A 14,751-nucleotide genomic window follows, 5' to 3' on the forward strand; every position below is an offset into this window, starting at 1 on the left:
GCGCGGCTGACCCACCACCATGTTCGAGCTCGGCTGGCTGGAGATCGGCATCATCGGGGTGATCGCCCTGGTGGTGCTCGGCCCCGAACGCCTGCCGAAGGCGGCGCGCTTCGCCGGCCTGTGGGTGCGCAAGGCGCGCGCACAGTGGTTCGCGGTGAAGTCCGAGATGGAGCGTGAGCTGGCGGCGGAGGAAATGAAGGCCTCCCTGCACGCCGAGCGGGAAGCGATCCGCGACGCGGTGAAGCAGCTCGACGACGAGGCGCGCGAGCTGCAGTCGGGCGTGCGCGAGGCCACCCGCAACGACGCCACGCCCGCAACCGACGAGGCCGCGGGCCGCGCCGCCGATCCCAAGCCGCCCGTCCCATGAGCGACGACGCCGACACCGGGCTGGGCCTGATGGGCCACCTGCTCGAACTCCGGATGCGCACGATGCGCGCGCTGCTGGCGCTGGGCGTCGCCTTCCTCGGCCTGCTGCCCTTCGCCAACGACCTGTATGCGCGCCTTGCGGCGCCGCTGCTGGCCCACCTGCCCGACAGCGGCCAGCTGATCGCGGTGGATGTCGCCTCGCCGTTCTTCGCGCCGATGAAGCTCACGCTGTTCGTCGCGCTGCTCGTGGCCGTGCCCTTCATGCTCTACCAGGCTTGGGCCTTCGTCGCCCCGGGGCTGTACCGCAACGAGAAACGCCTCGCGCTGCCCCTGCTGGTCGCCGCGGTGCTGCTGTTCTACGTCGGCATCGCCTTCGCTTACTTCGTGCTGCTGCCGGCGATGTTCGCCTTCCTCACCGCGACGGTGCCGGAGGGCGTGACGATGATGCCGGACATCAACGCGTACCTGAGCTTCGTGCTGGTGATGGGGCTCGCCGCCGGCCTCGCCTTCGAGATGCCGATCGCCGTGCTCGTTGCGCTGATGCTCGGTTGGGTCACGCCGGCGCAGCTCTCCGAATGGCGCGGCTACGTCATCGTCGTCATCGCCATCCTTGCCGCCCTGCTGACGCCGCCGGACGGCCTGTCGATGGTGCTGCTGATGATCCCGATGTGGCTGCTGTACGAAGCCGGCCTGCTGGTGGGCCGGCTGCTGCTGCGCGCCAAGCCCGCCGAAGCGGCATGAGCGCCGCCGCCTTCAAGGCGCGCTACGCCGCCTATACCCTGGATCTCGTCCTGCTGTCGCCGTTCATCGCCGCTGCGGCCTGGCGGCCGCTGCAGGTCGCGCATGCGGCGTGGCGGGGCATGGAAGGCGCCATGCAGCTCGCGCTGGATCGTGCTTTTGGCGCCGGGCACATCGCCCTGCTCGACCTCGCCGGCGCCTTGAAGGCCGATGCCGCCTTCATGGCGGCGATGACGCAGGGCATGGAGGCGCTGCTCGCCGCGCTGTTCAGTGCAGGCCTGTGGGCCTGGCTCGTGGTGGCCGCGTACTTCGTGGGCTTCGAGGCCTCGACGTGGCGCGCGACGCCGGGCAAGCGCGCGCTCGGCCTGCGCGTGCTGGCGAGCGATGGCGGCAAGGCCGGCCTGCCGCGCGTGTTGCTGCGATTCCTCGCCGCGGGGCCCAGCTGGTTGCTGCTCCACCTTGGCCATGCGCTGGTGATGTTCCGCGACGACCATCGCGCCGGACACGACCTCGCGGCGGGCACGCGCGTCGACGGTGATGCGGTGATCCCGGCTTGGGCGAGGGCGTGGCTGGGCTTGCAGGTCGCCGCCGTGGCGGCGCTGCTGGGCTGGGTGGCGTGGACGGCAATGCAGGCCGTGATGGTGCTCGGTCTCTGAGCCCCGGCGTCCGGCCGGGGCCGCGGATCAGGCTTCGAAGCCGGCAATATCCGGGCGATCGCCCGAGGCGTCGGGGCCCGCGCCGTCGTCGCAGGCCGCGCGCCAGCCGTTGAGCGTAAAGCCGTAGCTGATCGCCGAGAAAACCACGGTGAAGGCCAGCACCATGGCCATCGCGACCACACCACCGACCAGCGGGCCGAGCAGTGAGGCGAGGGCCACGACCGCCGCCATCACCAGTCCGAAGAGCCCGGCCACGAGCAGGCCGGGCAGCAGCAGGGCCGCCGCGAACACGAACAGCGGCAGCGCGTTGAGCGCGGCCGCACGCAGGCCGCCGAGGATCGCCGCCACCGGCGGCGTGCCGCGCATCGCCACCGAGACGAGCGCCCAGCCGAGGCCCAACGCGACCAAGGACCAAAGCGGCAGGAAGGCCAGCAGCACGAGAACCACACCGCCCAGGCCGTCCGGCGGCTTCGGCAGGGCGTCGGGCTGCATCGGCACGCCGCTCTCCTGCGCTTTGGCCTGCAGGGCCATCACCTGCTCCAGCCACGCCTGCAGCGCCTGTAGCGTCTCGAGGCCGGCGACCGCGGCCATCGTCATCATCATGGTGAACAGGATGGCGAACATCAGCACGTAGCCGAGCACGGTGACGAGCACGATCGCGCCCCAGCTGCCGTCGCGGAAGCCGTCGCCGATCTGCGCTACGGCCACCGGGCGGCCCTGTTCGGCGCCGTCCAGCAGACGGTAGATGCCGGCGACCAGCACCGGCGAGATCGCCAGCGACACGATGAGGCCGATCGCCTGGAACAGCAGCTGCACCGCCATGCCCGGCGGCGAGCCGGCCATCGTCATCAGCTGCAGCGGCAAGGACGGCAGGAAGCCGACCGCCACGGTGAAGAGGATCGCCGAAATGATCACGGCGGGCTGGTGGCGGCCGACGTCGACGGCGTCGATCAGCCAGCGGAAGGGGGCGGTCAGGCCGGCCCAGCGGGGCGTCATGCGGTGAAGTTCCGGGGAGGAAAGAAAGGGCGGGGCGCTCAGCCGTGGCGCTGCGCGAGGGCGTGGCGGACGAAGCGACGCAGCACGTCGCGCGCGGCCGGGGCGGGGCGCACGGACTCTAGCATCCGCAGGTGGCAGTGCCCCTCGCGCTTCAGTGCCTCGCGTCGCGCATCGATGTAGCCGCGCATGTGCACGACGCCGAATTCGGGATGGAACTGCAGGCCCCAGACCCGTTCGCCGAGGCGGAAGGCTTGGCAGCCATCGAGCGCCGAGCGTGCCAGCACCACCGCGCCGGGCGGTGCGCTGAGCACCGTCTGCAGGTGCGTGGTCTGCGCCGGAAACTCGCTGGGCAGGTGCCTAAACAAAGGGTCGTGCGCGGCCTCGGCGTGCAGGCGCACCGGCACCGTGCCCATCTCGCGGCCCGCCGGGTTCCAGGCCACTTCACCGCCGAAGGCTTGCGCGATCAGCTGGTGGCCATAGCAGATGCCGAGCATCGGCAGGCCGTGGTCGGCCGCGCGTCGCAGCCAGTCGGCCGTGGTCTCCGACCAGGGTTCGCGGTCGGTGACCATCGCGCCCGAGCCGGTGACGATCACGCCCGCGAAGCCGCTCGGGTCTGGCGGCGCGTGGCCGTCGAGGACCGGAACGACCTCTGCCGCGTGGCGCGGCAGGCCGGCGGCGGTGCGGATCAGGTGCGGAAACGGGCCACGGCGCCGCATGCTGGGCACGGGCCGGCCGGTTTCGAGGATCAGGAAGGACGCGCGGTGGCTCAAGTGGCGATACGGCGGGAAATCAGGCGGGATAGGCCTCGCGGCTATACTGGCGCGTCAACTTTCCTGCGTCGAGCCCGATGTCCGCCCCCACTTTCCAGGAACTCATCACGCGCCTGAACGCCTACTGGGCCGAGCAGGGCTGCGTGCTGATCCAGCCGCTCGATCTCGAAGTCGGCGCCGGCACCTTCCACCCCGCCACTTTCCTTCGCGCGCTCGGCCCCGAGGCCTGGAACGCCGCCTACGTGCAGCCTTCGCGCCGCCCCGGTGACGGCCGCTACGGCGAGAACCCGAACCGCCTGCAGCACTACTACCAGTACCAGGTGGTGATGAAGCCGAACCCCGACAACATCGTCGAGCTCTACTTCGGCTCGTTGAAGGCGCTGGGCATCGACCCGCAGGTGCACGACCTGCGCCTCGTCGAGGACAACTGGGAATCGCCGACGCTCGGCGCCTGGGGCCTCGGCTGGGAGGTGTGGTTGAACGGCATGGAAGTCACGCAGTTCACCTACTTCCAGCAGGCCGGTGGCCTCGAGTGCAAGCCGGTGACCGGCGAGATCACCTACGGCCTCGAGCGCCTGTGCATGTACCTCCAGAGCTGCGACAACGTCTACGACCTCATCTGGACGCGCGGCCCGCACGGCGACGTGACCTATGGCGATGTGTTCCTGCAGAACGAGCGCGAGCAGAGTGCGTACAACTTCGAACACGCCGACGTGGCCGAGCTGTTCCATCGCTTCGACGCCTGCGAGAAGGAAGCGCTGAAGCTCGTTGAACTCGGCCTGCCGCTGCCGGCCTACGACCAGGTCTGCAAGGCCTCGCATTCCTTCAACCTGCTCGACGCGCGCCGCGCGATCTCGGTGACCGAGCGCCAGCGCTACATCCTGCGCGTGCGCACGCTGGCGCGCAGCGTGGCCGAAGCCTATTTCGCGCAGCGCCAGAAGCTCGGCTTCCCCGGCGTGAAGGACGCGGGGGAACGCGCCCGGCTCGGCCTCGACACGCAGGAGGCCGCGGCATGAGCGCCTCCCTGTTGATCGAACTCGGCGTCGAGGAACTGCCGGTCAAGGCGCTGCCGGAGCTCGCCGCCGCCTTCGCAAACGGCATTGCCGACGGCTTGTCGAAGCGTGGTGTGTCCATCGGTGCCTCGCGCACGCTGTACTCGCCGCGCCGCCTCGCGGTGCAGATCGAAGGCGTTGCCGCCGAGCAGCCCGAGCAGCGCTCGGAAGTGCTGGGCCCGTACCTCAACATCGGCCTCGACGCGTTGGGCGCGCCGACCAAGGCGCTGGAAGGCTTCGCGGCCAAGGCCGGCGTGGCGTGGACGGAGCTCGAGCGCACGACGGATGCCAAGGGCGAGCGCTTCGTGCACCGCGCGGTGAAGCCGGGCGCGCGCACCGTCGACCTGCTGCAGGCGGTGCTCGACGAGGCCCTGAAGGCCATGCCGATCCCGAAGCCGATGCGCTGGGGCGCGCACGAGCACGCCTTCGCGCGGCCGGCGCTGTGGCTGGTGGCGCTGTACGGCGCGGACGTCGTGCCGCTGGTGGCCTTCGGCAAGACCGCCGACCGCATGAGCCGCGGCCATCGCTTCATGCACGACAAGGCGGTGTGGGTTTCGGATGCCGATGCCTACGTTGAGGCGATGCACGGCGCGAAGGTGCTGGTCGATGCCGGCAAGCGTCGCGACGCGATCCGCGCCGAGGTCGAGGCTGCCGCCGCGCAGGCCGGCGGCACCGCCCGCATCACTGAAGACAACCTCGAGCAGGTGAACGGCCTCGTCGAGTGGCCGAAGGCCGTGCTCTGCGGCTTCGAGAAGGCCTTCCTGCGCGTGCCGCAGGAAGCGCTGATCTCCACGATGGAAGCCAACCAGAAGTTCTTCCCGGTGCTCGACGCGCAGGGCCGGATCACCGAGGCTTTCATCGGCATCGCCAACATCGTTTCGACGAATGAGTCGGAAGTGCGCAAGGGCTACGAGCGCGTGATCCGCCCGCGCTTCGCCGACGCCGCCTTCTTCTTCGACGAGGATCTGAAGCAAGGCCTGTCGGCGATGAACGCCGGCCTCGCCACGGTCACCTACCAGCAGAAGCTCGGCAGCTACGCCGACAAAGTGGCGCGCATCGCGCAGCTGGCGCGTGCGATCGCCACCGCGCTCGACGCCGACGCCGACCTCGCGCAGGTCGCGGCCCTGCTGTGCAAGGCCGACCTGCAGAGCCGCATGGTCAACGAGTTCCCGGAACTGCAGGGTATCGCGGGCCGCTACTACGCCGCGCACGACGCCGGCCTCGCCGAGCTGCCGACCGAGGCGCGCAATGCCGTCGCCGTGGCGCTGGATGAGGTGTACGCGCCGCGCTTCGCCGGCGATGCGATCGCGGCCTCGCGCTTGGGCCAGGTGCTGGCCCTTGCCGAGCGCCTCGACACGCTGGCCGGCGGCTTCGCCGCAGGGCTCAAGCCCTCGGGCAACAAGGACCCCTTCGCCCTGCGCCGCAACGCGCTCGGCCTCGCCCGCACGCTGATCGAGGGCGGGCTAGACCTCAACCTCGTCGGCATGCTCGAGGCCGCCAAGGCCGCGCTTCCCGCCGGCCTCGCGCTCGACACCGGCGAGCTCTACGACTTCATCCTCGACCGCCTGCGCAGCTACTTCGCTGACCGCGGCGTGGGTGCGGCGCTGTTTGACGCCGTCGCGGCGACGAAGCCGGTCTCGTTGGCCGATTTCGCCGAGCGGCTTTCGGCGCTGCAGCGTTTCGCCGAGCTGCCGGAGGCCGCCGCGTTGGCCGCGGCCAACAAGCGCGCTCGCAACATCCTGAAGAAGGTGGAGGGTGCGCTGCCCGACACCATCGATGCGTCGAAGCTCGTCGAACCCGCCGAACGCGAACTGCACGCGGCGCTCGTCGCCGCGCTGGCCGACACCGACGCCTCGCTCGCCGCGCGCGACTACGTGGCCGTGCTGAGCCGTCTCGCGGCGCTCCGCGCGCCGGTCGATGCGTTCTTCGATGGCGTGATGGTGATGGCCGAGGACGCTGCGGTGCGCGACAACCGCCTCGCCCTGCTGAAGGCCCTGGCCGACCGCTTCGCGGCGGTGGCGGCGATCGAGCAGCTCGCCACCTGAGCCCCGTGCCGCCAGCCCCCCGCTGCCGGAGGCATCCCTTCGCGCTGCCGGGCTGGCTGCTCGCGCTCGGCATGGCGATGGCCTTCGGAGCGTCGGCCGTCCGCGCCGAGGACGCCGCCTCGCCGCTGGCCGCCGAGCCGGCCGCGCCGCGCATCCGCGTCGTCGACATCACCTTGTCTGGCCTGCCGGACGAGGAGGCCGCCAACGCGCGCCTTGGCATGACGCTGGCGCGCTTGTCGGTGAAGCAGCGCAGCGACCTCAGCGAAGCGCGACTGCAGTTCCTGCTGCGGCGCATCCCGGGCGAAGTGACGAAAGCGCTCGAGCCCTTCGGCTGGTATTCGCCGATGGTCGACGTGCGCCGCGAGCCCGCGCGTGACGGGGTGCGCATCCGGGTGAGCGTCGACCCCGGCGAGCCGGTGCGGGTGAAGACGCTCGACGCTGACATCACCGGCGAAGCCCGGGACGATCGCTTCGTGATGCGCGAGTTGCCGAAGCTGGAGCCCGACGTCGGCGAACGGTTCGTCCACCTCGATTACGAGGCGTCGAAGTTCCGCGTCGAGCGCAAGCTGGCCGACCGCGGTTACTTCGAGGCCAAGCGCACCACCGCGCGGGTGGCGGTGAGCCGTGCTGGCAAGACTGCGGATGTCCTGCTTCGCTGGGAGTCCGGCCCGCGCCACGCGATGGGCGAGGCCCGCTTCGCCGCGAACCAGTTCCGCCCCGGTTTGCTGCCGCCGCTGGTCGACTGGACCGAAGGCGAGCCCTACCACCGCAACAAGCTCGACCGCCTGCGCGCCCGCTTGTCGCAGCTCGACTATTTCGCCTTGGTGGAAGTCGTGCCTGCCGAGGACGGAAAGGGCGAGGACCAGCGCGTGCCGATCGACATCACCACCACGCCGGCGAAGCGCACGGCCTACACGGCGGCGCTGCGTTTCGGCAGCGACACCGGCGTGGGCGTGCGCGGTTCGATGAACCGCCGGTGGGTCAACGATCGCGGGCACAAATGGCTGTCCGATTTCGAGTGGTCGCAGCGACGCAGCGGGTTCACCACGCAGTACCGCGTCCCGTCGCTGCGGCGCTTGCCCGGATGGTGGGGCACGCGCATCGAGTACCTCGCCGAGGACCCGGAGTCGGCGCTCGGCTACGAACGCCTCGGCGTTGGCGCGGGTTGGCAGGGGCGGCGTGATCCCTACACCCTTTCGGCCCGTGTCGTGTTCGCCGAGGAGCGCACCAAGCTGCTGCGTCGCGACCGCTTCCCGGATGCGCGCCAGACCATGCTGTATCCGGAACTCAGCGCCACCTACCGCCGCGTCGAGGATCCGCTGAACCCGGATGATTCGCTGCAGCTGACGATGACGCTGCGGGCGGGCGTGATCGAGGCCGCCTCGCGCCGCGAGCGCTTCGCGCAGATGGAGATGGGCGCGCAGTGGCTGCACAGCCTCGGTGACTCGCAGGCGGTGATCCTGCGCGCCGACGCGGCCACGACGACTTACGACGGCCCGCTGGAATCGCTGGCCTTCCCGACCTCGCTGCGCTACTTCGCCGGCGGCGATCGCAGCATCCGCGGCTACGGCTATCGCGAGATCGGGCCGCGCTTCGAAGGCGAGGTGCTGGGCGGCCTGCACCGCATCGTGGCCAGCGCCGAGTACCAGTACTTCTTCACCGACGAATGGGGCGCGGCCGTGTTCGTCGATGCGGGTGACGTGTTCAACACGCGGCGCGCTTTCGATCCGAAGATCGGCGTGGGCGTCGGCGCGCGCTGGCGTTCGCCGGTCGGCCTCGTCGGCGTCGATGTCGCGCAGGGCCTCGACGAAGCGGCCGGCGGTGGCACGCGCCTGCACCTCAGCTTCGGGGTGGGTTTCTGATGGCGCCGCGGGCGCTCATCGCAGGCCTGCGGCGCTGGACGCTGCTGGGCGTCGTCGCGCTGGTCGTGTCCGCCGCTCTCGGCGGGTGGTGGCTGCTGGGCAGCGGCGGTGGGCGCGATGCCGCGCTCGAGCGCGTGATCGCCGCGCTGCCTGACGGCGCGCTGCGCATCGTGGACCGCGAGGGCAGCCTCGCCGGCGGCCTGCGCCTGCGCGACGTGGTGTACGAGGACGCGACCGTGCGCGTCGAGATCGGCGTGCTGTACGCCACGCCTCGCCTTCCCGGGCTCGGCGAGCCGACGGTGAACCTCGCGGCGCTGCGGCTGCGCGGACTGCGCGTGTGGCCCAAGGATGCGCCCGACGAGCCGACGCCGCCGTGGCCGCAGGTCCTGCCGCGGCTCGACCTGCCGATCTCGGTGCGCGTCGACACCGTCGAGGTCCGCGACATCGTCGTGCACCCGGCCGGCGAGGCGTCGCCGCCGATCGTGATCGACCGCGTGGCGGGCGCGCTGGCGCTGCAGCCTGGCCGCCTTGCGCTGGACTCACTCGAACTCGACGCACCGCAGGGCCGCGTGCGTGGCGCGCTGCAGTACCTCCCGTCGGAAGACTTCGCCACGCGACTCGCGCTCGATGGTGAACTGGCGGCAGGCGCACGTGTGGCGCTGCGGATCGACGGCACGCTGGCGAAGGGCGGCGCCAGGCTCGAAGGCCGAACCGGCGGCCCGGTGGCGATGGCCTTCGACTGGCAGGACGCCGCGCGGCTCGACACGCTGGCCTGGACCTTCGCGATCGATGCGACGCAGCTCGAAATCGCCTCGCTCGGCCTGCCCGAGCAGGCCCCCATCGACGCCACGCTTCGCGCTCACAGCGCCGCCGCCCCCGCTGACGAGTCGATGGCGACGCCCGGTCTTCGCGTCGGCCTGACCGGACGCGTCGCGCAGGATGGCGTGGACGTGGCGCTGCGTGATTCGCACCTGCGGCTGCACGACGGCGTGCTGCATGCCGAACCCTTGGCCCTGTCCCTGCTCGACGGACGCGTCGACCTGACCGGCACCTATGAACTCGATGGCGGCGCCGCCGACCTCGTCGCGCGGGCCGATGCCGTGTCGTGGGGCGAGGGCGAGGCGCGGGTGCAGGCGGATGGCACGGCCACGTTCGCGGGCCACGTCGATGATTGGTCGGCCGAGCTCGATCTCGACCTCGCGCGCGGCGGACAGCGGGCCACGCTCACCGGATTGGCTCGCGGCGACGCCGAGGCCATCGTGCTCGCGCCGTTCACGCTGGCGACGCCCGGCGGTGCTCTCGAGGGCGAGGCACGCTATGCGCGCGACGCCGCGGCGGCATTCGCGCTCGACGCCACGATGCGCGAACTCGACCCGGGGTGGCTGGCGCCGGAGTGGCCGGGCCGGATCGAGGGGACGTTGCGCGTCGACGGTGCCGCGCCGGCCGATGCGCCGCTGCGCTACGTCGCGGAGCTCGCGTCGCTCACCGGCACTCTGCGCGGCCAGCGCATCGAGGGCGAAGCGCAGGTGGAGGCACGGGGTGACGCGCTGCAGGTCCAGGCCGCGCTCGCGCTGGGCGAAGGCCGCATCGCCGTCGACGGCGCCTTGGCGCCCGCGCTGGATCTGGAAATCGCGCTCCGCACGCTGGAGGTGGCGCCCTGGCTCGATGGCGCCCGCGGCGTGCTCGATGGTCGCCTGCAGGTGGCAGGCACCGCCGAGCGGCCCGCGATCGAGGCGGATCTCGCCCTGCTCGACGGCGGCTGGCAGGACGTCACCCTGCAGCGCCTCACCGCCCGTGGTTCTCTGCCGGCGCGCGGCGATGGCCGCATCGCGCTGCGCGCCGACGCCCTGGCGCAGGGCAAGTCCCGCATCGCGTCGATCGAACTCACGCTGGAGGGACGCGTCGACAGCGGGCGCTTCACCCTCGCCACCCGGGGCATCGACGCGCCCAACCTGCCGGCACCGACGCCCGGCGCGCGCGGTCGCCTCGAGGCGCGCGGCGCTTGGCGCAGCAGCGATGCCTTCGAGCGCGGCGAACTCACACTCGACACGCTCGACGGCGAGTTGCCGGCGTTGCCGCTCCTCGCGCTCGACGCTCCCGCCACCGTGGCTTGGCGCGGTGCCGACTGGTCCTTGCCATCGACGGTTTGCCTGCGGCTTGCCAAGAGCGGTCGCCTCTGCGCAGAAGGCGATGCCGACGACGCGCGCCTTGCCGGGGAGGCACTCGACCTCGTGTGGCTCGCGCCCTTCCTGCCCGAGGATCTCGACACCCCGCTGGCGCCCAGTGGCCTCGTGACGCTGCAGGCCGTGCGTCGGCGTATCGATGGCGATGTCGTCACGACGGCGCGCATCGACGCCCCGCAGGGCCGCCTGCGCGTGGGTGGCGTCGCGCCGGAGACGGTGTTCGGGTGGAACGGTCTCGTGCTCGAGGCCACGCAGTCGGACGGCTGGCGCGTCGACCTGCGCGCCGACCTGCTGCCGGATGGCCGGCTCGAAGCGCGCGCCTCGGCCGACGCCGCGGGGGTGCTGGACGGCCAGATCGCCCTGCGCGCCACGGACCTGAGCCTGCTCGAAGTCGTCAGCGCCGATCTCGTCGCGCCGCGCGGCACCATCGACGGCCGCCTCGTCCTCTCTGGCACGGTCGAGGCGCCGCGCTGGCAGGGCGCCTTGGCGGCGGCACCGTTCGCGGTCGAGCTGCCGGCGCTCGGCATCGCCATCGACGAGGGCGAGCTGCGCATCGAAGGCGGCGAAGACGGTCAGCTTCGTCTGCGTGGGCGATTGCCGACCGGCGACGGCGCGTTGGAGATCGCCGGCCAGTGGAGCGAGGACGACCGCCCGAACCGGGTGACGATCCGCGGCACCGACGTGCGCGTGCTCGACACGCCGGACGGTCGCGCGTGGATCAGCCCGGCGCTCGACCTCGAGGTGGCCGACGGCGTCGCCCGGCTGCGCGGCCGCGTCGACGTGCCGCGCGCCGAGCTCGCGCTCGATCGTTTCGAACAGGGCGCGGCGGCCTCGTCCGATGTCGTGGTCATCGACGATCCGGCCGCCGAGGCCTCCACCGCGGGCCTGCAGCTGGATGCCGATTTCACCGTCGCGCTCGGTGACGACGTGCGCCTGCGCGGCTTCGGCTTCGATGGCCGCCTGTCCGGCGAGCTGAAGCTCCGCGATCGCATCGACCGCGAGCCCCGCGCCCGCGGCACGCTCGAGTTGGCCGGCGAGGTCCGCGCCTATGGCCAGCAGCTGGATCTCGAACGCGGCACCCTGCGCTGGGGCAACGTCGCGATCGACGAACCGACCATCGACGTGCGCGCCGTGCGTCCGGATTCCGAGCCGGAAGTCGGTGTGGCCGTCACCGGCACCGGCGTGTCGCCGATCGTCGATGTCTGGTCGCGCCCCGCGCTGCCGCAGGCCGAGGCGCTGTCGTGGCTGATGTTCGGCCGTCCGCTCGCCGCCACGGACGGCAATGACGCCGCCCAGCTGCAGGAGGCCGCGACCTCGCTCGGAGGCAGCGCCGTGGCGCAGGCGGTGGCCGGCAAGGTCGGGCTGGACACCGCCAGCGTCGGCGAGTCGCGCGCACTGGGCGGCACCGCGCTCACCGTCGGCAAGCGCATCACGCCGAAGCTCTACGTGAGTTACGGCATGGCGCTTTCGGGCACCGGACAGGTCGTCACCGTCACCTACGCGCTGCGGCGCTGGTTGGCCGCGCAGGTCGAAACCGGCATCGAGCAGCGCATCGAGCTCGAAGCGAAGTTCGAGCGCGACTGAGCCGCCCGTCGCGACCGCTCAGGCCGGCGCGATGAACCACACCCGGCCGATCAGGCCGTCCGCGCCCTGTTCGTAGACCGCGACGACCTCGCGCTCGCCGCCCGGCAGGCCGACGACGTGTTCGTGGTCGAGGACGCGTCGGCCCAGGTCGATCCGGTGCAGAAGCCGGGCGTGCAGGCCCGCATGGACGAAACGCTCGCGCGCGTAGAAGGCTTGCAGCGCCCCGCGGCCCTGCAGGAAGGGCGCTTCGTCCGGATGCCGGTGGCAGCGCACGTCGGCGCTGAAGCACGCGGCGAACGCCACCGCGTCGCGGTGGTTGTAGGCGTCGAGTTGGCGCTGCACCAGCGCCACGAAGGCAGGATCAGGCATGGAGGCAGGATGCCAGAATGACGAAGGCCGCCCGGAGGCGGCCTTCGTTCAGGCGGTGTGCGCCGGTGACTTCGATCAGAAGCTCATCGTCAGGCCGAAGCTGAGCGAGTCGCGATCCACCACGTCGTCGCCGAATCGGCCGGTATACGTCAGGTGGCCGCTGAAGCGCTCCGAGAAGGTGAAGCCGAGACCGACGTCGGCGCTGGTCCAGTCTTCCGCCGGGGCGAAGCCGTCCAGTGCGAAGCGACCGCCCATGCTGTTCGAGCCAGCGTTGACGACCGTGCGGCCGTCCTCGTCTTCGCTGTTCCAAGCCACGCGGGCGTAGGGCTGGATGCTGCCGAGATCGGCCTTCGCCTGGTAACCGAAGCGCGTGACCATCGACTCGCGGGTGAACTCGCGGAAGTTCATCGCCGTCGAGGTGATGGCGTCCTCGGAGTACTGGCCGACCGTCACTTCCTGCCAGACGACGCCCGCGAACGGACCGTGGGTCAGGTTCTCGCCCTTGAACACGTAGCCGATGCCGAGCTCGCCGGCGACATGGTCGGCGTCGGTCTCGCCCGTCTCCGAGCGGACCGTCGGGCCGAGCACGATGTTGCGCGCCAGGTCGAGGTTGGTGCTGCCGCCGCTGGCGATCGCGTTGAGGTAGAAGCCACCGAAGTTCAGGACGCCGTAGCCGGAGAACAGCACGGTGTTGCCGTCGATGGTGCCGCCGACCGGGTCGAGGTTCTGGTTGCCGATGCTCGCCGCGACGCCGAAGGTGAAGGTCTCGTTGACCTGGTAGTTGGCGCCGCCGGTCAGGCTGAAGCCGCTGGTGTCGGCGCCCGGCGCGAAGCTGGAGCCGGCGATGTCGCCGCTCGAGCCCGTGGCGCGGAAGTAGCCGCGCACCGTGCCGTCTTCGCGGTCGAAGCGGTACTCGTCGAACAGGCCGTTGGCGATCGCGGAGCCGTGGTCGTCATAGGCGGCGATGGCGGCTTCCGGCGCCATCGAGACGATCGTCGGGGCATTGATCGTGGCCACCGCGACTTCCGCCAGCAGGCGATGCGCCGCACCCGTCGGGTGCACGCCGTCGGCGAACAGGTAGGTGTTGTTGGCGTTCGGCGCCGCCAGCGAGTTCGGCGTGCAGAGGATGGAGCTGCTGGTGGTGCAGGCCACGCCGGTGACGTTGGTGAGGCCGAACGCGCCCGGGTTGGCGCGCACTTCATTGACGAAACCGAACACGTTGACCGGGATGATGCCGGTGCCGAGCTGCGACAGGCCCTGCGACAGCGCGCCGTTGAAGCTGACGGTCGCCAGCGAGGCCAGCGGGCCGGCGGCGGCGGCCGGGCCGGACGAGAACTGCGGCGTGACGCCGAGGTCCGGCAGGTTCAGCACGATGATGTTGCGCGCACCGGCGGCCTGCAGGCGGCCCACCTGGCCGACGACGGCCTGCGCGACCGGGATGCCGCCGGCCGACGCGTTGGCCGAGGCGGTGGCCGGGTTCGAGGCCCACACCGGGATGGCGCCGAACAGGTCGTTCGCACCCATCCACACGGTGTAGAGCGCGCGCGGGTCGGCCGAGCCGGCACCGAGGTGCTGGCCGATCTGCGCGTCGAGGCGCGTCGCCGGGTTCGGGTTGTTGGTGCAGGGCGCGGCCGCGGCCGGACGGGCGCAGGCACCGCCCCAAGCGAAGTTGGTGCCGCCGGCGAGCGAGGCGTTGTTGGCGTAGCCGAAGTAGCGCGCCAGCAGCTCGACCATCACCGGGTCGGGGTTGGTGGTGAAGCTCTGGCTCGGGCCGAACGCGCCGCCGAGGCCGCCGGCCTGGGCCGGAGCGAGGCCGATGTTGCCGGCGTCCGACAGACTGTCGCCGAAGCTGACGACGCGGCTGAAGCGCTGCGCATGGGCCGACGAAGCGGCGAGGGCCAGCGCGACGGCGCCGACGATGAGACGGGTGCGGGGCATCGGTAACTCCTGGACAGGACGGTGCGAGGGGTGGCAGCAAGGCGCGGTCGCCGGGAGGGGCCGCGACGGGGGTCACATTAAAACAAAGTTACGGGTGGCCGCCATACGCCGCCGTTCGTTGGGCCGAACGACGGAAAATCATGCTGCGGTGCCGCATCGATGCGGTCGAAGGTCCGCGACCGGGCATCATTC

General features: G+C 71.5%; 11 protein-coding genes. 7 read left to right on the forward strand and 4 right to left on the reverse strand.

Features of this window, described 5'->3' with window-relative positions; translation table 11 throughout:
* Nucleotides 1-19: 19 nt before the first annotated feature.
* From tatB to O9255_RS02730, 3 genes are read left to right on the forward strand one after another with little or no spacing between them, the layout of a single operon-like run.
* Nucleotides 20-367 (forward strand): Sec-independent protein translocase protein TatB, encoded by a 348-nt coding sequence (gene tatB / locus O9255_RS02720; protein WP_297865291.1) that lies wholly within the window; start codon nucleotides 20-22, stop codon nucleotides 365-367.
* On the forward strand, nucleotides 364-1,107 hold the full coding sequence (gene tatC, locus O9255_RS02725; RefSeq protein ID WP_297865292.1) for a twin-arginine translocase subunit TatC: 744 nt from the start codon (nucleotides 364-366) through the stop codon (nucleotides 1,105-1,107). Before tatB ends, tatC begins: the two co-directional genes overlap by 4 nt.
* A complete protein-coding gene (locus tag O9255_RS02730; protein WP_297865293.1) occupies nucleotides 1,104-1,760 on the forward strand; it encodes an RDD family protein in 657 nt (218 codons plus the stop codon). The genes tatC and O9255_RS02730 overlap by 4 nt, the downstream gene beginning before the upstream one ends.
* Before the next feature lie 27 nt (nucleotides 1,761-1,787).
* Here O9255_RS02730 and O9255_RS02735 read toward each other — a convergent pair whose 3' ends face one another.
* Complete coding sequence (locus O9255_RS02735) at nucleotides 1,788-2,756, reverse strand: hypothetical protein (RefSeq protein ID WP_297865294.1); 969 nt, start codon at nucleotides 2,754-2,756, stop codon at nucleotides 1,788-1,790.
* 38 nt (nucleotides 2,757-2,794) lie between these two features.
* Nucleotides 2,795-3,526, reverse strand: a complete 732-nt coding sequence (locus O9255_RS02740; protein ID WP_297865295.1) for a glutamine amidotransferase — start codon at nucleotides 3,524-3,526, stop codon at nucleotides 2,795-2,797.
* Nucleotides 3,527-3,603: 77 nt separating this feature from the next.
* Between O9255_RS02740 and glyQ the strand changes: the two genes are divergently transcribed.
* The 4 genes from glyQ to O9255_RS02760 are packed head-to-tail and all read left to right on the forward strand — an operon-like array spanning nucleotide 3,604 to nucleotide 12,252.
* Complete coding sequence (glyQ, locus tag O9255_RS02745; RefSeq protein ID WP_297865296.1) at nucleotides 3,604-4,542, forward strand: glycine--tRNA ligase subunit alpha; 939 nt, start codon at nucleotides 3,604-3,606, stop codon at nucleotides 4,540-4,542.
* Nucleotides 4,539-6,623 carry a glycine--tRNA ligase subunit beta gene (gene glyS, locus O9255_RS02750; RefSeq protein ID WP_297865297.1) on the forward strand — a complete coding sequence of 695 codons (2,085 nt, stop codon included), beginning with the start codon at nucleotides 4,539-4,541 and terminating at the stop codon, nucleotides 6,621-6,623. Before glyQ ends, glyS begins: the two co-directional genes overlap by 4 nt.
* 5 nt (nucleotides 6,624-6,628) lie before the next feature.
* Entirely contained in the window at nucleotides 6,629-8,485 is a 1,857-nt protein-coding gene (locus tag O9255_RS02755) for an autotransporter assembly complex family protein (protein WP_297865298.1), read from the forward strand.
* Nucleotides 8,485-12,252 (forward strand): translocation/assembly module TamB domain-containing protein, encoded by a 3,768-nt coding sequence (locus tag O9255_RS02760; protein WP_297865299.1) that lies wholly within the window; start codon nucleotides 8,485-8,487, stop codon nucleotides 12,250-12,252. Before O9255_RS02755 ends, O9255_RS02760 begins: the two co-directional genes overlap by 1 nt.
* An 18-nt stretch (nucleotides 12,253-12,270) precedes the next feature.
* On the opposite strand, the gene O9255_RS02765 is transcribed toward O9255_RS02760, so the two are convergent.
* Together O9255_RS02765 and O9255_RS02770 are read right to left on the reverse strand one after the other, a co-directional pair.
* Nucleotides 12,271-12,621 (reverse strand): nuclear transport factor 2 family protein, encoded by a 351-nt coding sequence (locus O9255_RS02765; protein ID WP_297865300.1) that lies wholly within the window; start codon nucleotides 12,619-12,621, stop codon nucleotides 12,271-12,273.
* A 75-nt stretch (nucleotides 12,622-12,696) separates the two neighbouring features.
* Nucleotides 12,697-14,559, reverse strand: a complete 1,863-nt coding sequence (locus O9255_RS02770; protein WP_297865301.1) for an autotransporter domain-containing protein — start codon at nucleotides 14,557-14,559, stop codon at nucleotides 12,697-12,699.
* Between the last annotated feature and the right edge of the window lie 192 nt (nucleotides 14,560-14,751).

The organism is Silanimonas sp. (genome assembly GCF_027530345.1).
In the GTDB taxonomy this organism is placed as follows: Bacteria; Pseudomonadota; Gammaproteobacteria; order Xanthomonadales; family Xanthomonadaceae; genus Silanimonas.

Bases quoted from the DNA above. Each gene is read 5' to 3' on its own strand.
- O9255_RS02770 (WP_297865301.1), bottom strand. From the start codon at position 14,559: ATGCCCCGCACCCGTCTCATCGTCGGCGCCGTCGCGCTGGCCCTCGCC.
- tatB (WP_297865291.1), top strand. From the start codon at position 20: ATGTTCGAGCTCGGCTGGCTGGAGATCGGCATCATCGGGGTGATCGCC.
- O9255_RS02735 (WP_297865294.1), bottom strand. From the start codon at position 2,756: ATGACGCCCCGCTGGGCCGGCCTGACCGCCCCCTTCCGCTGGCTGATC.
- glyS (WP_297865297.1), top strand. From the start codon at position 4,539: ATGAGCGCCTCCCTGTTGATCGAACTCGGCGTCGAGGAACTGCCGGTC.
- O9255_RS02765 (WP_297865300.1), bottom strand. From the start codon at position 12,621: ATGCCTGATCCTGCCTTCGTGGCGCTGGTGCAGCGCCAACTCGACGCC.
- O9255_RS02760 (WP_297865299.1), top strand. From the start codon at position 8,485: ATGGCGCCGCGGGCGCTCATCGCAGGCCTGCGGCGCTGGACGCTGCTG.
- O9255_RS02730 (WP_297865293.1), top strand. From the start codon at position 1,104: ATGAGCGCCGCCGCCTTCAAGGCGCGCTACGCCGCCTATACCCTGGAT.
- tatC (WP_297865292.1), top strand. From the start codon at position 364: ATGAGCGACGACGCCGACACCGGGCTGGGCCTGATGGGCCACCTGCTC.
- glyQ (WP_297865296.1), top strand. From the start codon at position 3,604: ATGTCCGCCCCCACTTTCCAGGAACTCATCACGCGCCTGAACGCCTAC.